Genomic DNA, 19793 nt, shown 5'->3' on the forward strand with positions numbered 1-19793 from the left:
AAGCTTATTGGTCTCCATTCTATTATTCTGATCTCATATTCACCTAATAAGACTGCGAAGCCGTTTATGTTGGTACAAGTTGCTCTGCCCATTCCCCTTTATCGGGTGTTTGACTATAGCCTACCAGCTGATATGCTTGCTTTGCCAAACAGTGCGATACCGCAAATCGGCAGCCGTGTTGAGGTTTCGTTTGGTCGTCAGACTCTGATTGGTATTGTAATTGCTCATATTTCACAAGACGATAGCAGCGTACCTGTTAATAAAATTAAACCCATTAATAAATGTCTAGATGCTGAGCCTATTTTGGACTCGGACATGCTCAAGCTTGCCTATTGGTTAGCCCGCTATTACCACTATCCGCTTGGCGACGTGTTAGCAGTTATCCTGCCAAGCCTTGTCCGTCAAGGCAAACCATTAGACTTGCTGATTACCCATTGGCGCATTTTACCTCATATTACTGATGATGATTTTCGAGCCAATGCCAAGAAACAAAAGCAGCAGTTCGATATGCTAAAGCTACATGGTCAGCATGGCGCAAGTGAAGATGTATTGCTACTAGAAGGTATGCAACGAGCCTTTTTAAAGACGCTAGAAGATAAAGGGTTAGTCGAGCGCTATATTCAGCCAAAACAAGCACCTACTCCAGTCAAACTGGCAAAAATGCCACTTGATCTAAATGATGAGCAGAAACTTGCTGTCGACGCTATCATTGCTGCACACGAATCCGATACTTATACTGGTTTTTTGCTCAACGGTATTACTGGTAGTGGTAAAACCGAAGTCTATCTGCAAGCGATGCAAGCTGTACTAGAGGCTGGTAAACAGGTTCTTATTTTGGTACCAGAGATTGGCCTCACACCGCAAACGCGGGCAAGATTTGCCAGTCGGTTTGCCGCCCATATTGTGCTATTACACTCTGGTATGACCAACACTCATCGCTTGCAAGGTTGGCAAGACTGCCGCACGGGGCATGCACAAATTGTGATTGGTACACGTTCGGCTGTGCTATACCCCTTTGCAGACTTAGGCTTGATTGTCGTTGATGAGGCGCATGATGGCTCGTACAAGCAACAAGACACGTTACGTTATCATGCCGCTGATGTCGCTCTCTATCGAGGTTTGCAATACAAAATCCCAGTGATACTTGGTACTGCCACACCTTCTCTTGAGCATTTAAAACTGGTCGATGATGGCAAACTATCAGAATACCAATTGCTTACTCGTCCGGGTAATGCCAAACCTGCAACCATGCAGCTGATCGATGCTCGCTTGCAAAGTACTCATCAACAAGCACAAGATGACGGTGCGCGCTATGATACAGGTCTGACGGATGCCATGATCGGGGCGATACGGCAAACGCTAGAAGCCGGTGATCAGGTATTAATATTTTTGAATCGTCGGGGCTATGCGCCTGTTCTATTGTGCGAGGCTTGTGGCTGGCAAGCTGATTGTCCGCGCTGTGACGCGCACCTGACCGTTCACTATAATAGCCAATCCCAGCGAAACAGTTATTCAAGCAACTCTTACTTAAAATGCCATCATTGCGATTGGCAAGCCTATATCCCTACCGTATGCCCTGATTGTGGTAGTCAAAACCTAGATGCAAAAGGTATGGGAACGACAAGGCTTAGCGAAAATCTACATGCAATTTTTTCCAACCCCCAAACCAGCAAAGAGCTCTATCCAATTATTCAAATAGACCGTGATACCACAAGACGCAAAGACAGCTGGGAAAATATTTACGAGCAAATCAATAAAGGCAACCCAGCCATATTGGTCGGTACACAGATGGTTGCCAAAGGTCATCACTTCCCCAACGTTACGCTAGTTTGCTTACCCAATGCTGATCGCGGATTTCTATCAGCAGACTTTCGCTCACCAGAGCATACTGCACAGCTTATGATTCAGGTGGCTGGCCGTGCTGGTCGAGGTGACAAAGCTGGCCGCGTATTGATTCAAACGTTGCAACCTGATAACGAGTTACTATTAAAACTGGTCAAAGACGGCTACTTGTCATTTGCACGCGAGCTACTGCAAGAACGTCAAATGATGGGCTTACCTCCTCATCGACATGCTGCATTGATACGCTGCGAAGGCAAAACATTGGCAGCTACTACTCAAGCACTCAAGGATGCTATTGCGCATTTGCCGAATGCTCATAACCTCGCTGTTCTCGGTCCTATTGATGCGCCCATGAGTAAAAAGAACAGCCGCTACCATGCACAGCTTTTGCTACTGGCTAAAGACCGTCGTCAATTGCACCATGTGTTGGGACAGTGGTGGCAGCCAGTGCTCGCCCTACCAAGCGCTAAATATCTTAAGCTTACTTTGGACATTGATCCTGTCGGTTGGTAGTTCTCACGCAGCTCTCAACAAATGGGTGCATATCTTTCTACTCATCTCCTCATCATGTTTACTTCGTCGTTACAGCTTCTCATGCTTGGCTATGTTAAATTTATAACTATCAAATGGTATGCGGCAAAGGCTCTACGCCTACTCTACCCACAGCAATCATCACTTATTAGTAAACGTCACTTATCAGTAAGCATCATCTATCGAACGCAACTATCAGCGAATCTGAGTATTATTATGAATCCAAATAATCCAAACTCTGACGAGCACCATCATAGCCAACAGCATGATAATACGAATGTGCCTAAGTACGTTCGCGAAGATGAAGAAAATAACTACACTCAAGAAAACCAAGGCCATCACGATCATGATAAGCATCTAGAACAAACAACCACAGCACGAGATACCAAAGGCTATCAGCGTACGTTGTTGTTCAGCTTTATTATCATTACTGGTTATATGTTTATCGAAGCCATTGGTGGCTGGCTTACCGGTAGTTTAGCCTTGTTATCTGATGCAGGGCATATGCTAAGCGATGCGATAGCGCTCGGTGCCACTTTGGTCGCATTTAAAATTGGCGAAAAAGCAGCTACCCATCAGAAAACTTTCGGCTACAAGCGCTTTGAGATATTAGTTGCCACGGTAAATGGCGCGACACTTGTCATAATTGCTTTGATGATTTTTTATGAAGCGATTAAACGCTTTAACTCACCACCAGAAATTGCGACCCAAGGCATGCTTATCGTGGCGACTATCGGTATGCTGATCAATATTCTGGTCGCTTGGCTAATGCACCGAGGTAGTCAAGGTGGCGAATCACACAGCCATAATCATGGTACGGATGATGCCAAGGTCGCAGAGCAGAAACCGAATAATGCAGAAACCGTCAACCTTAATATGCAAAGCGCCTATTTGCACGTACTGAGTGACTTATTAGGGTCAGTAGCTGCGATTATCGCTGCATTACTTATGATGGGTTTTGGTTGGGTATGGGCAGACGCAGTGGCATCAGTAATCGTTGCCGTGCTTATTTTAATCAGTGGCTACCGCGTCGTACGTGATTCTGTGCATATATTGATGGAAGGAACGCCTGCCAATATATCGCTAGTCGATGTAGAGCAAAAATTACTCGAAGACGCTCAAGTACAAAAAGTACATGACCTACATGTTTGGAGTATTACTAGCGGTCTCAATGCACTCTCTTGTCACGTGGTGGTCGATGGTGAGATGAGTATCCATGAGTCAAATATTCTGATTGCCAGTCTCGAGCAAAGACTGCTAGAGCTTGGTATTCACCATGCTACTATTCAGGTCGAAAGCTCGTCTCATCCGCAGAATATCTCACATAGCGATGCATTGGTCTGTGATATTTCGGGACAGCTACCTGATGGTGATAGTCATATTGGTCATAACCATTGACGATACATTTTCAGCTCAATGATTGAATAAAGAGGTCAGCAAGTCGAATTATAACTTAGCAAATACAAGTGTAGGCATTTGATACTGGCTCATACTAAAGGTTACGTGGAATTAGAACTAGAATTTTGGCCAAATCAATACAGTCGTGATTTGCGACAAACTTTTGCTTTATTCCATTCAAAAAACTTAAGTCCAAATCGGCTTATGTGGTTATAATAACTATTATAAAGTTTTGTTTAGCACCCCAGTTAATTTTTATAATCATACTTTTTGGTATTTTCACTCTATCTATTGATGATACAACACTATGTCTAGACGCTCAGCACCCTTTGTCGCCCCAGACTATATCGATGATCCTGCATCAAAAGATGGCAAAAAACACGCCAAAGTTTTGTTATCAACGCTGCAAGAAGACATTGCAAACTTTCGTAATGAACAGTTTCCACCTGATATTTTGCGTCAAATTCGCGATATGCCTATCTACGAGGGCAACTTAGCCGAAGTCCAAACCTATCAACAACGTTGGCAAAATCTGCTTGAGCGTGCAAAGGATTTTTATCCAGCGGCCAACATGCCACCTGACTATCTACCGCTCCCTGCCAGCCTTGAGATACCACAATTTATTTATCACGTTCAGCGTCTACATTTGACTAAGACACGTGCTAAAGAATCCAAAAGCTTTGGGTCAGTAGGTGCTCTGACCGATAAATGTGGTCAATATACGGATGATGAAATCGAGCGCATGACAGCGGTGCTAGATAACGACGAGGAAGCGCGACTGGTAGCGCACCGTGAATTTATCGATCTGCGTGCTTATGTTTTTTGTCGCGATAGTAAGGGCGAGATGCTAGAGCCTGAGCGAGTACGCTTTTATCGTACCGGTCTTATTGTACATGCTCTGCCTGACTTTAAGATTGTTGATAGTCGCCAGACACCGCGTAAACGCCGCAACGATGCTTATAATAATCCGCTTGCAGACAATGGTGTGTGGAAAATTTATCGCAAAAAATAATAGATACTAGCGCGATATCGTTTTAGCCATACTGATTTTAGTCACGTCCATTTTATATTTTGTATTTTATTCAAATTTTTAAGGAGCCCAGATGTTTGCTGCCGCCGCCGGCTCACCAAATCTCATGTTGCAAGCCACTATATTTTTGGGAGCAGCATTGCTCTTTGTCCCTCTCGGTAAACGCTTTGGTATTGCAACGGTTTTAGGCTACCTCATCACTGGACTTATATTAGGCCCAAGTGGCTTGGATGTGGCAGGCGACGCTGAAAGTCTATTGCACTTTTCAGAGTTTGGCGTGGTAATGCTGCTGTTTATTATCGGGCTTGAGCTCCAGCCTTCGCGGCTCTGGGCATTGCGCCGCTCTATATTTGTATTGGGCGGTTTGCAGGTCGGTTTAACTGGTACGCTACTGATGTGGCTCCTACATCAGTTTTTCTCCTTACAACTAGATACTGCCTTTATAGTTGGTTTTGGTTTAGCGCTATCCTCTACCGCATTTGTACTACAGATACTGACTGAAAAACAGCAGCTTTCGAGCACGCATGGTCGAGAAGCCTTCACTATCTTACTATTCCAAGATATTGCGGTCATTCCATTGTTGGCAATCATTCCGTTTTTATCAGGGGTACGTGAGCAAAGCTACGACTTGATTTATTTTGGTAAAGTATTTGCTGTCTTTGCCGGTCTGATTTTCGCCAGCCGTTACGTGGTTCGACCCTTCTTTAAATTTGTGGCTTCCAGTGGTGCGTCAGAACTACTGACAGCGGTCGCGCTATTTATCGTGATGGGCGTATCTATCTTGATGAGTCAAATCGGTCTATCAATGGCATTAGGTGCATTTTTGACAGGTGTGTTGCTCGCTGATTCTGAGTATCGTCACGAACTAGAAGCCAGTATCGAACCTTTTAAAGGGTTGCTATTAGGTCTATTCTTTATGTCGGTCGGTATGCTTACCGACGTCAAACTCATTTTGGCAGAGCCCATCTTTATTATTGGCTGTGCGCTCGCATTGATGTTCATCAAGTTTGCAGTGATTGCAGGTATTGCAAAAGTATCGGGCAATCGCTGGCCGACCAGTATCCGATTGGGCGTGACCCTAGCTCAAGGTGGTGAGTTTGCCTTTGTCCTATTCAGCGTCGCTACTGCTCAAAACGTCTTACGTCCTGAGCTTGCCAATACTCTTAACCTAGTCGTTACTATCTCGATGGCACTGACGCCTCTGGCATTCTTGTTGTTAGAAAAAGTGGGTGAACCATTATTTGCTAAGAGTAAACCGAGTCGCGAATACGATACTATTCCTGATCATGAGCATCAGGTCATTATTGCAGGCTTTGGCCGCGTCGGTCAGATTATTGGTCGTGTACTGCGCATGCATAATATCGAATTTACCGCCATCGAACGCTCTGCAAACCGAGTAGATTTTGTAAGAAAGTTCGGTAACCAAGTATATTATGGCGACCCAAAGAACCCTGAGATTTTACGAGCGGCAGGCATTCAAAAAGCGCGAGTGTTTATTCTCGCTATCGATGACTTAGAACGCTCTATCACTACCGCTCAGTATCTTCGTAAAAATTATCCTGAACTAATTGTATTGGCAAGAGCACGCGATCGTCAGCACTATTATCGCTTGCGTGAGGTTGGCGTGCGGCACATTTGGCGTGAGACTTATTTATCGTCTTTGGACATGTCACGCGAATCATTACAATTATTAGGTATTTCTCCAGAAAAAGCGCGAGAAACAGTAAAAACATTCCGTGACTATGATGATGATTTAATAGAACGCCAACAAGCTATCTACGATGATGAAGCTAGCATGATTGAGTCCGCACAATCAGCAATGGCTGAGCTTGAAAGCTTGTTTGATGAAGATATTGGTAAAGCACGAAAAATGGATTTAACCGATTTTTATGAGGCGTTAAAGAGCCAAGCAACACCAGTTGAGGAAAAAGATGATACTGCAACGGACTCTAAGCATTAGCTCTCAGTACTAGCAACATCTACAAGCACTCGTGAAATACAGCCCCTAATCAGCTATGCAGTTTTTAGGGGCTTGTTTTTTATTCAGTGAGCTGGTGCAATCCCAGTTATCACTGTCTGGTATATGATAAAAGACCAGCGTCTGCTCGTTTAAGTAGCGTATTGGAAACGTCACGTTCTGAATCGTTGCCACTACCGCACAGTCGGTTTCTGTTACGCCAGCGGCCTGACTATTGACATGCATGCGTAGTTGCTGCTGCTCAGTACTCAGGGGCAAATTTACTGGGCACTGCCCTGTCTGTTGATAAATCAACGCCACTCGATTTTGGGCATTCTTTGCAATATCATAAGCATCAAACAATACTTCGTTTGCTTTTGGCTTGGCAATAATCGGTAAGAACTGCACCTTAATCACTAATAGCGAAAACGCAAAAAAACCAAACCCTAATGCCAGTCCGAATAAGCTAACGCCACCTTCTCTCTGCAGATGTGCCTTCTGTGCTGACTCATCTCGCGGATGATCATTTATCGCATCAGCGATCTCACGCCTTGCCATTCGGTAGTAATACGCATCCGTCCAACGTGCCACCATAAACGACCAAAACAGCCAAATAACAGCAGCAATAGCAATACGTGTTGCCATCTGATAAGCATCTGGTACATAGGACATCGCTATAAATTCAAAAGCGACTAGCACCAGCGCGACATTAAGCTGGATAAAAGACCACCCTGCGACACTATAGACAATCGCATCCATATAGCGCTTGCGATATAGCAGCCAAGGAAAAGTGATAAAAAACGCAGCCCAATGCCATTTTGGCGACAGATAACCTTGCTGATCAAACTGCTCAAAGCGTTTGAGATAATAACGCTGGGTACGATTACCGATGAACCACTTGTCTAACTGCTTACGTTTAGCAGGTGTTAACGACTCTTGATAAAATGGTGGCGGTGAATCTGTCTCGATAAATAACATGGCAACACGCTCTACTTACTGACTCTTAGGAAAAGCATTTAAAAGATACCATTATATGATAACGCTAAAACACGTGTGTAACATAGAGAAACCACAGCACTGACCAGCAAATACGCGAAAATAGGATTGTCCGTTCACAGTTGTATGGATTTAACTTATAATAAGCAAACATCACCCACCTAATTAAGCCTTACGAATCCTATGAGTCAACATTCTGATATCAATGACAACGTCAATAGTACCGATACTACTGATGAGCAAACCCTTAATAGCACAAGCGAGCCTATCGATATCGATAACAGCACTAGCCAAGAGATAGAGCCAACCTCTGACAAGCATATACGCATCGTCAATACGTTTATGAAGCGCCGTACGCACATGAACAAAAACGCTGAGCTTGCACTAACTGCTCCAGAATTTTCTGAGTATTTAGTCAATAACAGTTTTGGTGATGGCGATCTTACCGGTATTGACAACCTACGTACGTTATTCGCTGATAGCCCTAATGGTGCAGATGCACCGCTTACGGTAGAGATTGGTTTTGGCTTGGGTGATTCGTTTATTGAGATGGCAGCCGCTGACCCTACCCGTAATTTTGTCGGTGTAGAAGTGCATGAGCCTGGTATTGGTAAATGTGCGTATATGGCTGGCACCCAAGATTTGAGCAACGTAAAAATCATTAACGGTGATGCCATTCAATTGCTTAAGCAACTACCAGAAAACCATATCGACCGTATTCAGCTATACTTCCCTGACCCATGGCAAAAGAAGCGTCACTATAAGCGTCGTTTTGTCAGTCCTGAACGTATGACCATCGTCACGCGCAGCTTAAAACAAGGCGGCTGGTTCCATACAGCAACTGACTGGGAGCACTATGCATTTTGGATGGTTGAAGTATTGGATGGTTTCGCTGGATTGACCAACAAAGCAGGTACAGGTAATTTCACTGAGCGTCCTGACTTTCGTCCAATGACTAAGTTTGAACGTCGTGGCCTCGACCGTGGCCATGGTGTGTGGGATTTGATCTATATCAAAGACTGATTAATACAGTTTTACTTTTAAGTGTTTTGACAAAGCGGCTATCTGATGTAGCCGCTTTTTTTTGGCCTTCTATAGGCTGTAGAAAATATCTCTAAAAATACTAGACATCCTATGCATAACTATGTCTACTGACATCTTAGATGTATATCTTGAGTCATGCTCCTGACTTTTAATGCCTATAGTATGATTATGCATAAAAAAAGATAAATTTATAATTTGTGAAACATAGCGCTCATAGCATTGTTTGTAGACAAAACTGCCTCTCTAAAGTGATTAGAAAAGAAATATAGAATCCATTCCTAATACTAATAATCTACGTAAACTTATGTATTATAAGGCTTTACAGAGTTCTCCCCATAAGCTGTGGATAACCCTGTGCATAAGTCACTACTTGACAACTTTATAGCTAAGCAACTTAAAGGATAAGGTAAAATCGTTCATTTTTTGTACAATTTATAAAACCTTTAAAATCAGTTACTTACATTAAATTTATACACATAAAAAATTATTTTAAATAATTTCTAAAATAATTTAATTATTCATAATGTTTCACAATTAGCGAAAATAAGCCTTTTATTTGTTGTGGACAACTCCTAAATCTATTGACAAGCATAGTCGTTATCAGGTTCAAAAAGACAGCGACCTATCGCATCTTTTCTATAGATTTTCAGTGTCATACCATACGACAGATAGTGTCGTCTAGCATCCCTCAATGCTCATTATAGTGCCTTGCTTTTGTTATAATTACCTTATCAAATCAACAGCGTCAAGAAGTTGATTCAAGTAATCAGCACGCCAAGGCTGACTTAAAAACAACGATAACGGCAGTGTGTTACGGACTTATTTTTACTTCTCTCGCTATTTAATTTTACTGTATAGTAGAACTATACCTTCGATACTACTACCTATACCAGTCACGTGACAACCTATTTTTCGATAAAACAGCCAAACAATCATTACCGACTTCATAACAGTTAGTATGCGTTTGCCAAAGGTTTTAACCGTACCAATATTTTATTTATAGCATCAACTTAACTACCGAAAACAAGGAATCCAATATGGACGACAATAAAGCCAAAGCCCTCAAAGCGGCATTAGGTCAAATCGAAAAGCAATTTGGTAAAAACACCATCATGCATCTAGGCGATGACTCGGCCATTATGGATGTCGATGTGGTCTCTACAGGCTCTCTAGGGTTAGACATTGCGCTTGGCATTGGTGGTCTACCAAAAGGCCGTATCGTTGAGATTTATGGCCCAGAAAGCTCAGGTAAGACGACGATGACCCTGCAAGCTATTGCAGAATGTCAAAAGCAAGGTGGTACTTGTGCCTTTATCGATGCTGAGCATGCGCTTGACCCTGTTTATGCACGCAAGCTTGGGGTAAACACTGATGACTTATTGCTCTCGCAGCCTGACAATGGCGAGCAAGCACTTGAAATTACCGATATGTTGGTACGCTCAGGCGCAATCGACATGATCGTGATTGACTCAGTAGCTGCCTTGACACCACGTGCCGAAATTGAAGGCGAAATGGGTGACTCGCACATGGGTCTGCAAGCGCGCCTGATGAGCCAAGCCCTACGTAAAATCACTGGTAACGCCAAACGCTCTAACTGTATGGTGGTGTTTATTAACCAGATTCGTATGAAAATTGGTGTTATGTTCGGTAGCCCTGAGACTACGACTGGTGGTAACGCGCTGAAATTCTACGCCTCTGTACGTATGGATATTCGCCGTATTGGCGCTGTCAAAAACGGTGATGAAATCATCGGTAACCAGACCCGTGTCAAAGTTATCAAAAACAAAATGGCACCACCTTTCCGCCAAGCTGAATTCGAAATTACTTATGGTGAAGGTACTAACCACTTAGCTGAAGTCATCGATTTGGGCGTGGAGATTGGCGCCGTTGGCAAAGCAGGCTCTTGGTACAGCTATGGCGACGAAAAAATCGGTCAAGGTAAAGCCAACTCTGTGCTTTTCTTAAAAGAGAACCCTGTCATTGCTCAAGAAATCGAAGACAAAATTCGTGACGAAAAGCTTGGTACAAAGAAAAATAGTAAAGCCGATGAAACTGAAGAAGCAGAACAGGCTTCTGAACCTGTACAATAATGGTTTAACGATTAACCGTTGTCAGTAACTATGATTCATTATGAAAATTAAAACCTTAGCTGAAATCCTAGCTGAGTCGGGCGCCGACTCAGCTAGTTCTGTTGATAATAAACCAAAAAAATCGTCCAAGAACTCTCATACGAAAGAGCCTAAAAAACGAGAGAAATCCAGTAAACGGACTACCCGTTCAAATAAAGATGATTCAGTCACGAATGACGCTACTATTGATACAGCGTTTTTCGAAGGCTCTTCTCCTAAATCAAAAAAGAACTCTAAATCTAAAAAACGTAAAAAGCGTTTTCATCCAGCGGCTAATTTTATCGCTGAGCCTAGTGACACCCCTACATATCAACCACCTGAAGCGCAAACCATCAAAGAGATGCTGGCAGAAGTCAAACTCGACATTCAGAATGACGAAATTAGTGATGGTTTGACAACTGGTACTAGTGATAGCACTGAGCCGCTATCCAAAAACTCAGAAAATGAAGCTGAGCTTTTTGCTATCAATGATAGTGAAACAGACAGCCAAAACGATAACATACCAGCCGCGCTCAAAGCCTACTTACGAACCCCTGAACAAAAACAAGCAGAAATCGATGCGATCAAAGCTGAAAGTCGATTGCGTTGGCTCGCATTTTATTATTTATCACGCCGTGAATACGGTAAGGCTGAGCTAAAGCAAAAGCTGATCGACAAAGAACAAGACCCAGAAAAAATTGACGCACTACTTGATGAGTTTGAAGAAAAAGGTTATCAAAGTGATTACCGCACTACCCTAATGCTGATACGTGAGAACATTCGTAAAGGCCGCGGACGTGGTCGGATCAAACAAGAATTCTATCGTAAGAAGATTGCTATGCCAGGTAACATCGATGAGCTAATCGATATGGCAAATATTGAGTCTGATGAATTTAGTGAGTTTGTAGATGATGATGCAGACAACCTAGTCGATGGTGTAGATTGGCTAAAACTAGCGGTGATAGCTCGTACCAAAAAATACGGTAATGAGATACCAGTTGAGCAAAAAGAAAAAGCTAAGCAGCTACGATTTTTGCAGTATAGAGGGTTTAATACCGATATCTGCTTTGCCGCACTTAACCATACTACAGAGTCGCTAGACGAAAGATTTTAAGGGCTTACTATCGCTATCACTGTTCCTGCCAAACGGTATTTATCGACAGTCATACTCTTGTGATAGACATAAAAAAGAGCACGTTATATGACGTGCCCTTTAATTAATACTGCCAGTCATTCTAATCTGTATAACTTTAAAGTATTTGATTAGAAATTTTCAAACTCAAAGCTGTCAAACTACTTGAACAAACTACTTAAAATTACCAAGACGGCTAGATAGCTGGCTAATGATTTGATCTATCTCTTCATTGGCCTCAGACTCATTATCCAGATTGCCATTAGGCGTTAGCTGATTCATTACCTCAGGCAACAGCTCAGCGAGTCCCTGTCTTACCTCAGTTTCATTAGCACCAGTATGAGCGGCTACTTGCTGAATTTCGTTTTCATCAAACAAACGATTAATTTCGTTTGGATCTAAATTATCATTTGCTTCGTTATTACTCATCCAAGAGCGTGCTTGACCTTCATAGCCCATACCAGTGATTTTCGACAATGCACCGCTCAAACCACCATTACGTTTGATCCAGCTAAGTACCATAGGCATCAATGCTGCAACGAGCATACCTTTACCACCGAACCCACTATTAGTACGCTGACCACCTAATACACTACCTAAAATATCACCGAGTCCACCAGCACCTGAACTCATACCACCGCGCTGACTACCGCCCGTGAGACCACCAATGATGTCATCTAAGCCAAAACCATTATCTGCTTGACGGCTATTTTGTTGAGGGCTATAACCACCTGCCTGACTGCCACCGCCCAGTACACTACCTAAAATATCACCTAGTCCCCCAGTCTGCCGTGTTTCAGTACGTTGGTTAACTGGATTGCGCTGAGCGTCGTCTGGATTCATTGCACTACGTGCCACTTGGCTCACTAAATTCCCTAATAAGCTCATTATCTATTCCTCTTTTTATCGTATTGTTTAGTACAAAAATACTGCTAAAATTTATGAAACCTCATATCTGCCTATATGTTCTTTAATAACGGGACAGCAGAATTACGAGTTTTATTTTCTATTTTTAATATAACAGATTTTAATATAACAAACCTCTTTGTCCTTTGAGATAGCTATTTTGTTATGACGTGTAGAGATTTTTCATCGTAAAAGGAGAAGTCTAAGACCAGTAGATAACCAGTTATTTAGCATTACCCTTACTGGTATTGGCTAAAATATTTAACTGTCGCCATTGCTCGTGATTTACTTGGTCGCGAAATATAGTAGTCGAAAACGTTTTTTGATAAGGCTCAACGATATTGAACTCGATACTCATCACCCACTGGTAGCGATTAATATCGACTAACTCTGCTTGCCATAACTCATCGCCGCGTCCCGTTCGTATCAGTAATTGCCATTCTTTATCGACACGCTGACTGAGCGATGGCTGACTAATATGTAATAGGATTGGTCTCGATATAATCAGATAACTTGCGACCGCTGCCGAGACTATGAAGATCAGTAGATACTGCCACAAAGCCAAAGATGCAAACCATGCCAATATCATCATAACGCCAGTCAAGCTTACATATAGCAGCGCGCGTAAATAACTGGCAGGTTTGATAGCTGTATCGATACGTAGCGAGGTTACTAGCGTCATATAAGCGTACCATGGGAAACGTTAGATATTGTACTGACCCACTCCTTAAGACCTAAACCAAGTCTTTGGTATGACGCCATGTTTTTATCTTATTGACCAACGCCCAGATATCATCCTCTTCTGGACGATTTTGATTGGTAAAGTAATCAAGCAAGTCTGGGTCTTCATGAGTCAGCATTTCTGCAAAGGTTGCTTGTTCAGTAGCATCTGCTGTCAGATACAGCTCCTTGACGTAAGGATCAATATAAAAATCCAATTCTTTTAATCCGCGGCGAGCTTGATAAATGATACGGCGCTGTTCATTGGTTGGTTCTGGCTGAGTGGTACTAGTCATAAATTTACTCTTATTAAATTGGATAGTCTTGTGGGTTTAGATAGTTTAGAAAAAAATATCAGGCATAGCGTATAGAATATTTATAGTCTTGAAATCTCACTATGCATTCGGACATGTAGAATGAGTTTAACAACGATATGCTGACAGTTGACTCCATAAGGCCACTGCTTGCTGCATCATCGCTACATTATGTGTACGAATGATACTTGCGCCTTGTTGTACGGCTAACAGTCCAGCTGCCGTTCCTGCCGAATCACGCTCTACCGCTTGCGTCATACTTACGGACTGCACCCCACTTTTGGTCAATACTTCTGCCAAGAAACGCTTGCGAGAAATGCCAAACATCATTGGCAGTCCTAATGTCTGCAAGCTACTCAGCTGGCTTAATAACTCGCAATGATGCTCATAGTTCTTAGCAAAACCAAAGCCTGGGTCGATAATGATATTGCTTTGTTTGACGCCGATGCTCACTACTTCGTTAATACGGTCAATCAGCTCTGTACGCACTTCATCGATCACATCGTCATACTGTGCCAGATTATTCATTGTCGTTGGCTCACCGCGCATATGCATTAGCATAACAGGTATATCAAGCTTAGCCGCTAGCTCTGCCGCACCAGTACGTTTCAGTGCTCGTACATCGTTCCAAATGTCAGCACCTTCATCAAAAGCTGCCTGCATGACTTCAGGGCTGCTAGTATCAATCGATAACCAAATAGCATCACCACAATACTTACGAATGGCTCGAACCACCGGCACAACTCGTTGTATCTCGTCTTTAGTCGCTACAGTTTGCGCATTTGGACGAGTAGATTCACCACCGATATCAATAATAGTAGCGCCTTCATTTATCAACTGCTGACAATGAGCGACAGCTTTATCTACTGCGTTAAACTGTCCACCGTCTGAAAATGAATCTGGCGTTACGTTCAAGATACCCATGATATGCGGCTGCGACAAATCTAAGGTTTTATCACGGCTAGACACTTGATAGTTGGGTAAAGGTTGGAATAATGACATGAATAATCCATCGCAAATAAAATTTATAATGCAGCTTTAATTATTATTATCTATGCTTATGATACCAGTAAATCTTATAGGGTTCTAAACCCTTCATAAAATGATGACAATAAAAAAAGCCCTCTATCATAAAGGGCTTTTTATAAGACATGAATACGCTAGCACTTACATCGCTGGTAATGGTGGCGGTGTAGCACCCGTTGTTTTGACATCGTTTTTCGACAAGTTTACTTCGTTATGCTGATAAACTCTTGGTGGACGTGGTTCTTCACCTGCTAGAATATCTTGCAGTTGGTCACGATCAATAGTTTCCCAGTTCATAAGCGCATCAACCATCGCATGCATTTTGTCTTGGTTGGCTTCAATCAATTCACGAGCGATATCGTACTGCTCTTCTAGCATACGACGCACTTCTTCATCGACCTTCTGCTGCGTAGCTTCAGAGATAGTACGACCACCACCGCCGAAATATCCTTGCGAGTTGTCGTCATCTTCGTACACCATGATACCAAGTGCATCAGACATACCGTACTTCGTGACCATTGCACGTGCCATTTTAGTAGCGCGTTCAAAGTCGTTCGAAGCGCCTGTCGACATTTGATTGATAAACACTTCTTCAGCAATACGACCACCGAACAAAATAGCAATGTCGCTCAGCATTTTCGACTTATACATACTGGTTTGATCATGCTCAGGCAACTGCCAAGTAACACCAAGGGCAAAGCCACGCGGCATAATGGTAACCTTATGCACCGGATCTGTACCTGGCAATAGCTCAGCTACTAACGCATGACCCGCTTCATGATACGCAGTTGCACGGCGCTCTTCTTCGCGTATAACCATGGATTTGCGTTCAGGACCCATATATAGCTTGTCTTTTGCATCTTCAAAGTCATTCATATCGACGCTAGTCTTATTGCGACGCGCGGCAAACAATGCAGCTTCGTTTACAAGGTTTGCAAGCTGTGCACCACTAAATCCAGGCGTACCACGAGCAAGAGAACTGGCATCTACACTGATTGTATTCGGCAGTTTCTTCAAATGAACTTTTAGGATTTGTTCACGGCCTTTGATATCCGGCAAGCCTACTTGTACCTGACGGTCAAAACGACCTGGACGCAGTAATGCTTTATCAAGCACGTCAGCACGGTTAGTTGCGGCAATAACAATAACGCCTTCATTACCTTCAAAACCATCCATCTCAACCAATAACTGGTTCAATGTCTGCTCGCGCTCATCATTACCGCCGCCCATACCGGAACCACGATGACGACCGACTGCATCAATCTCATCAATAAAGATAATACAAGGAGCGCTTTTTTTCGCCTGTTCGAACATATCACGGACACGAGATGCACCAACACCAACGAACATCTCAACAAAATCAGAACCTGAAATTGAGAAGAACGGTACTTTAGCTTCACCAGCAATAGCTCTTGCTAGCAAAGTTTTACCTGTACCTGGAGGACCTACCATCAAGATACCACGAGGAATCGTTGCACCCAGTTTGGTAAATTTGTCTGGATCACGTAAGAACTCAACCACTTCAACAACTTCTTCTTTGGCTTCTTCACAACCGGCCACATCTTCGAAGTTAACGTTGATTTGATCTTCTGTCAGCATTTTCGCTTTTGATTTACCAAAGCTCATTGGGCCGCCGCCTTTACCGCCAGCGCCGCCCTGCATATTACGCATAAAGAATAAGAACAGACCAATAATCAATAGAATTGGGAAGCTGGCTATCAGTAGTTGCATCAATACGCTTTGGCGCTTTGGTGCAGTCCCTTGAACTTCGACTTGGTTCTCACGTAGCATTGGCATGAGCTGGTCATCTGACACAGCTGGTCTAATGGTCTCAAAAGATGAGCCATTTTTCTTTTCGCCGGTGATCTGTTCGCCGTCGATCTCGACACTGGCTACTTGGTTTTCTGACACTGCGGTCACAAACTCAGAGTAGTTAAGGTTATCCGGCTCAGAAGATTGATCAAAGCCGCTAAACACCAGCACCAAAACGCCGATTACCACCAGCCACAATAAGGTATTTTTTACCATGTCGCTCACTAGTTATTCCCATCCCTTACTTATTGGTGTGTTTATTAAACACGTGACGTCTATAAACGTATTGCTCATTTTTAACGAATATCCCGATAATAAAAAGCTGCTAAATTAAACTTATATGATTTATAGATAGCATAAAAATTGTTTTTATAAATAATCAGTATGAGATAAACATAGATATACGATCATTGAGCTTGTAAAACGCTTATTATCAGACGACTTTGCCTAAAACGTATGCTAAAAACAAAGGTAATATACCATGATATGTGGTGCTAACCCGCATAATTCAAGCAGGTTTCACGATTATTCCTTTAACAATTGACGCAGCTTTTATATCGCGATAATAACACTTTATGGTGGTTTACCCTCTCGCTTACAAGAGCAGCAACCTATTGATGTTAAAACTATTTAATCGCTATCCAAAACATCTCTTTTGAGCGTGGTCGTGACGCACCTGGCTTTATACTACGAATCTTACTAAAATCCTGCTGCATCTGCTTGCGTAATTCTTGTGTACCCTCGCCTTGAAACACTTTCATAATAAGTGCGCCACCTTCTGGTAAGGTTGCAAGCGCGAAGTCTACTGCCAACTCACATAAGTACATCATACGTGGCTGATCGATAGCACTGTTCCCAGCCGTATTGGGTGCCATGTCAGACAATACGACATCGACTTGTCTATCACCCACTTCTGCCATAATGGCGTCAAACACTTCAGCTTCACGAAAATCACCTTGAATGAAAGTCACATCCGGCAAGGTATCCATCGCCAAAATATCAGAGGCAATCAAGATACCATCGTCACCTACCAATCGACCAGCGACTTGTGACCAGCTACCAGGCGCACTGCCCAAATCCACAACCGTCATGCCTTTTTTGATCAGGTTGGTTTTTTCATTAATCTCTAATAATTTATAAGCGGCACGGGCACGGTAGCCATCTTTTTGAGCTTTTTGTACATAATGATCATCAATATGCTCTTTCATCCAAGCACTGCTGCTCTTTGATAGTTTTTTGTTTTCGATACGCGTGGCCAAAATACCTGCTCCTATTGCTTTACTAAATCTAGCTGCTTTAATTGCTCTATCACTTACAAACTGATATTAATCCGTTGCAGATTATTCTAAATACAGTGTTAATCAGATTTCTTATTCATGGTTAGTTGCAAACTGACCAAATTCTATTGGTTAAATAACTGTTTTATAAGGCAGTAGCGTTTATAATGTACCAAACATTCAGTTTAACATTTTCGTCACGTAAAATCGTGCAAAATCCTGCTGATCTCATGCAAGATGGTCACAGATTATCTATAATGATCAATAACTGTTTTTAACAGTACCATTTTTATTTTTACCAACACTTAGGAATTCTATGCAACTCGATAACGCTACCATCAAACGTCTAAAAGGCATCGGTCACGAGCTAAAGCCTATCGTTATGATCGGCAACAAGGGTATTACCCCAACCATCACTGAAGAAATCGATCGCGCGCTAACAGATCATGAGCTTATCAAAGTAAAATTGCCTGCTGGCACGAAAGAAGAGCGTGACATCGTTGGCGCTGAACTTGCTAAAGCGGCTAATGCATCTTTGGTTCATTCTATTGGTCGTATGGCATTGTTACTACGTAAAAACCCAAATGCCAACCCAAAACTGTCTAACCTAGCACGTCACGCGCAGTAATATGTCATGACCGACTGGCATTAAGTGACTGGGTTTTATGTTCACTTATATCATAGCCAAACGATAACGAAATACAAAGGCCGCGACGCTTCTTGCTCGCGGCTTTTATGTTTTCCGATAGTCTCGGTTATACTTATCATATAGTATTAGTGTCCTTTAGTATTAGTGTCCTTAATCAGTATGATTTCTCTTGTCACTATCACCTCTTTATTATTATCGTCGAGATGTACTCATAATGAACCAATCTTTTAACCTCTCTATAGCCACAGAGACGATAGCGAAAGACGCTCAGCAATTAGGCGTGTCTATAGAAGCGCTTGAGAATATCTCTATCGAAGTAAGTGCAGAGATCATCCAGCAACCAGCTTTGCAACTAGTGCTGACCTATCAAGTGACTCTGCCTAGTCAAATTCTAGCCAATCAACTCCATTGGTCAACATGGCAACAAACTCAAGTAAATTTCACTGATTACCTATGGGAAGAAACCTGCCTTGAATGTTTTATTGCTGGCAGTGATATTGATGGCTGTAAACTTGATAACGAAGATATCGCGGCATCTGACCAGACAGAACCGCACAAGATACCACTTCAGCAAGCAACTGCTTATATAGAGATTAATACGAGTCCTGATGGTCGTTACGCTGTTTATCAGTTTGAGGGCTATCGTAATCCTTCGATACTACCGCCAATACCGTTATATGAGACCGATGGAACCACACGCGCATCTATTAATTGGCATAACTGTAAAGAGCTAGCAGATACATCAGGGGAGAACCCGTTATCTAGCACTCCAATGGTAGTGCAGACACCTGCTCATTATGAGCGTAGCTTTAGCCTACCTATAACTCAATTAGAGAATCAACAATACGTTATTGCAAACATGATGATCGAACAAATACATCCTTGTGTCATCTTATGGTTTGGCGAGACTGACTTATATTTTGCCTCGGGTCATGCCTCCCCGCCTGACTTTCACAATCGCGACTATTGGCCAAATTTTGGGCTTTGATTTGGTTATATGAGCTGTACTCACTTAAACATCCCAGTTTAAAACACAAAAAAAACCCAGTAA

16 protein-coding genes are annotated in these 19793 nt (G+C 42.6%); 9 read left to right on the forward strand and 7 right to left on the reverse strand.

The genetic code is table 11. The annotated features are described in order from the left end of the window. Nucleotides 1–66 precede the first annotated feature (66 nt). From ACQKC9_RS10035 to ACQKC9_RS10050, 4 genes are all read left to right on the forward strand, one after another. Nucleotides 67–2355 (forward strand): primosomal protein N', encoded by a 2289-nt coding sequence (locus ACQKC9_RS10035; RefSeq protein ID WP_427621659.1) that lies wholly within the window; start codon nucleotides 67–69, stop codon nucleotides 2353–2355. Nucleotides 2356–2589: 234 nt separating this feature from the next. Beyond that, complete coding sequence (locus ACQKC9_RS10040; protein ID WP_427621661.1) at nucleotides 2590–3771, forward strand: cation diffusion facilitator family transporter; 1182 nt, start codon at nucleotides 2590–2592, stop codon at nucleotides 3769–3771. Between the two features lie 307 nt (nucleotides 3772–4078). Then, complete coding sequence (locus tag ACQKC9_RS10045; RefSeq protein WP_201579206.1) at nucleotides 4079–4783, forward strand: hypothetical protein; 705 nt, start codon at nucleotides 4079–4081, stop codon at nucleotides 4781–4783. Nucleotides 4784–4874: 91 nt separating this feature from the next. Next, nucleotides 4875–6761 carry a monovalent cation:proton antiporter-2 (CPA2) family protein gene (locus tag ACQKC9_RS10050; protein ID WP_427621662.1) on the forward strand — a complete coding sequence of 629 codons (1887 nt, stop codon included), beginning with the start codon at nucleotides 4875–4877 and terminating at the stop codon, nucleotides 6759–6761. A 45-nt stretch (nucleotides 6762–6806) separates the two neighbouring features. Here the strand turns inward: ACQKC9_RS10050 and ACQKC9_RS10055 are convergent, their stop codons facing one another. Next, nucleotides 6807–7736 carry a DUF2628 domain-containing protein gene (locus ACQKC9_RS10055; RefSeq protein WP_427621663.1) on the reverse strand — a complete coding sequence of 310 codons (930 nt, stop codon included), beginning with the start codon at nucleotides 7734–7736 and terminating at the stop codon, nucleotides 6807–6809. Nucleotides 7737–7937: 201 nt separating this feature from the next. On the opposite strand from ACQKC9_RS10055, the gene trmB reads away from it, so the two are divergent. The 3 genes from trmB to ACQKC9_RS10070 all read left to right on the forward strand — a co-directional run bounded on the left by trmB (nucleotide 7938) and on the right by ACQKC9_RS10070 (nucleotide 12020). Then, a complete protein-coding gene (gene trmB / locus ACQKC9_RS10060; protein WP_427621664.1) occupies nucleotides 7938–8777 on the forward strand; it encodes a tRNA (guanosine(46)-N7)-methyltransferase TrmB in 840 nt (279 codons plus the stop codon). 1058 nt (nucleotides 8778–9835) lie between these two features. Next, nucleotides 9836–10888: a recombinase RecA gene (gene recA, locus ACQKC9_RS10065; protein WP_427621665.1), complete on the forward strand. Its 1053-nt coding sequence runs from the start codon at nucleotides 9836–9838 to the stop codon at nucleotides 10886–10888. Between the two features lie 40 nt (nucleotides 10889–10928). Then, a complete protein-coding gene (locus ACQKC9_RS10070; protein WP_427621667.1) occupies nucleotides 10929–12020 on the forward strand; it encodes a regulatory protein RecX in 1092 nt (363 codons plus the stop codon). 192 nt (nucleotides 12021–12212) lie between these two features. On the opposite strand, the gene ACQKC9_RS10075 is transcribed toward ACQKC9_RS10070, so the two are convergent. From ACQKC9_RS10075 to ACQKC9_RS10100, 6 genes are all read right to left on the reverse strand, one after another. Beyond that, nucleotides 12213–12926 (reverse strand): YidB family protein, encoded by a 714-nt coding sequence (locus tag ACQKC9_RS10075; protein WP_102092773.1) that lies wholly within the window; start codon nucleotides 12924–12926, stop codon nucleotides 12213–12215. 241 nt (nucleotides 12927–13167) lie between these two features. After that, the gene (locus ACQKC9_RS10080; protein ID WP_427621668.1) at nucleotides 13168–13626 is read right to left on the reverse strand and encodes a hypothetical protein; all 459 of its coding nucleotides are present in this window, start codon (nucleotides 13624–13626) and stop codon (nucleotides 13168–13170) included. 52 nt (nucleotides 13627–13678) lie between these two features. Continuing rightward, nucleotides 13679–13960: a succinate dehydrogenase assembly factor 2 gene (locus ACQKC9_RS10085; protein WP_057761419.1), complete on the reverse strand. Its 282-nt coding sequence runs from the start codon at nucleotides 13958–13960 to the stop codon at nucleotides 13679–13681. A gap of 126 nt (nucleotides 13961–14086) precedes the next feature. Continuing rightward, nucleotides 14087–14980 carry a dihydropteroate synthase gene (gene folP / locus ACQKC9_RS10090; protein WP_427621669.1) on the reverse strand — a complete coding sequence of 298 codons (894 nt, stop codon included), beginning with the start codon at nucleotides 14978–14980 and terminating at the stop codon, nucleotides 14087–14089. Nucleotides 14981–15145: 165 nt separating this feature from the next. Further along, the gene (gene ftsH, locus ACQKC9_RS10095) at nucleotides 15146–17041 is read right to left on the reverse strand and encodes an ATP-dependent zinc metalloprotease FtsH (RefSeq protein ID WP_057761422.1); all 1896 of its coding nucleotides are present in this window, start codon (nucleotides 17039–17041) and stop codon (nucleotides 15146–15148) included. Nucleotides 17042–17442: 401 nt separating this feature from the next. Continuing rightward, nucleotides 17443–18075, reverse strand: a complete 633-nt coding sequence (locus ACQKC9_RS10100; RefSeq protein ID WP_057761424.1) for an RlmE family RNA methyltransferase — start codon at nucleotides 18073–18075, stop codon at nucleotides 17443–17445. Between the two features lie 334 nt (nucleotides 18076–18409). On the opposite strand from ACQKC9_RS10100, the gene ACQKC9_RS10105 reads away from it, so the two are divergent. After that, nucleotides 18410–18721: a YhbY family RNA-binding protein gene (locus ACQKC9_RS10105; protein WP_057761426.1), complete on the forward strand. Its 312-nt coding sequence runs from the start codon at nucleotides 18410–18412 to the stop codon at nucleotides 18719–18721. A gap of 235 nt (nucleotides 18722–18956) precedes the next feature. Then, nucleotides 18957–19730: a hypothetical protein gene (locus tag ACQKC9_RS10110; RefSeq protein WP_427621670.1), complete on the forward strand. Its 774-nt coding sequence runs from the start codon at nucleotides 18957–18959 to the stop codon at nucleotides 19728–19730. Nucleotides 19731–19793 lie beyond the last annotated feature (63 nt).

Source organism: Psychrobacter sp. NPDC078409 (genome assembly GCF_050268505.1).
In the GTDB taxonomy this organism is placed as follows: Bacteria; Pseudomonadota; Gammaproteobacteria; order Pseudomonadales; family Moraxellaceae; genus Psychrobacter.

Excerpts from the sequence above, each read along its gene's own strand:
- ACQKC9_RS10035 (WP_427621659.1), top strand. The coding sequence starts at position 67 with ATGTTGGTACAAGTTGCTCTGCCCATTCCCCTTTATCGGGTGTTTGAC.
- ACQKC9_RS10040 (WP_427621661.1), top strand. The coding sequence starts at position 2,590 with ATGAATCCAAATAATCCAAACTCTGACGAGCACCATCATAGCCAACAG.
- ACQKC9_RS10045 (WP_201579206.1), top strand. The coding sequence starts at position 4,079 with ATGTCTAGACGCTCAGCACCCTTTGTCGCCCCAGACTATATCGATGAT.
- ACQKC9_RS10050 (WP_427621662.1), top strand. The coding sequence starts at position 4,875 with ATGTTTGCTGCCGCCGCCGGCTCACCAAATCTCATGTTGCAAGCCACT.
- ACQKC9_RS10055 (WP_427621663.1), bottom strand. The coding sequence starts at position 7,736 with ATGTTATTTATCGAGACAGATTCACCGCCACCATTTTATCAAGAGTCG.
- trmB (WP_427621664.1), top strand. The coding sequence starts at position 7,938 with ATGAGTCAACATTCTGATATCAATGACAACGTCAATAGTACCGATACT.
- recA (WP_427621665.1), top strand. The coding sequence starts at position 9,836 with ATGGACGACAATAAAGCCAAAGCCCTCAAAGCGGCATTAGGTCAAATC.
- ACQKC9_RS10070 (WP_427621667.1), top strand. The coding sequence starts at position 10,929 with ATGAAAATTAAAACCTTAGCTGAAATCCTAGCTGAGTCGGGCGCCGAC.
- ACQKC9_RS10075 (WP_102092773.1), bottom strand. The coding sequence starts at position 12,926 with ATGAGCTTATTAGGGAATTTAGTGAGCCAAGTGGCACGTAGTGCAATG.
- ACQKC9_RS10080 (WP_427621668.1), bottom strand. The coding sequence starts at position 13,626 with ATGACGCTAGTAACCTCGCTACGTATCGATACAGCTATCAAACCTGCC.
- ACQKC9_RS10085 (WP_057761419.1), bottom strand. The coding sequence starts at position 13,960 with ATGACTAGTACCACTCAGCCAGAACCAACCAATGAACAGCGCCGTATC.
- folP (WP_427621669.1), bottom strand. The coding sequence starts at position 14,980 with ATGTCATTATTCCAACCTTTACCCAACTATCAAGTGTCTAGCCGTGAT.
- ACQKC9_RS10105 (WP_057761426.1), top strand. The coding sequence starts at position 18,410 with ATGCAACTCGATAACGCTACCATCAAACGTCTAAAAGGCATCGGTCAC.
- ACQKC9_RS10110 (WP_427621670.1), top strand. The coding sequence starts at position 18,957 with ATGAACCAATCTTTTAACCTCTCTATAGCCACAGAGACGATAGCGAAA.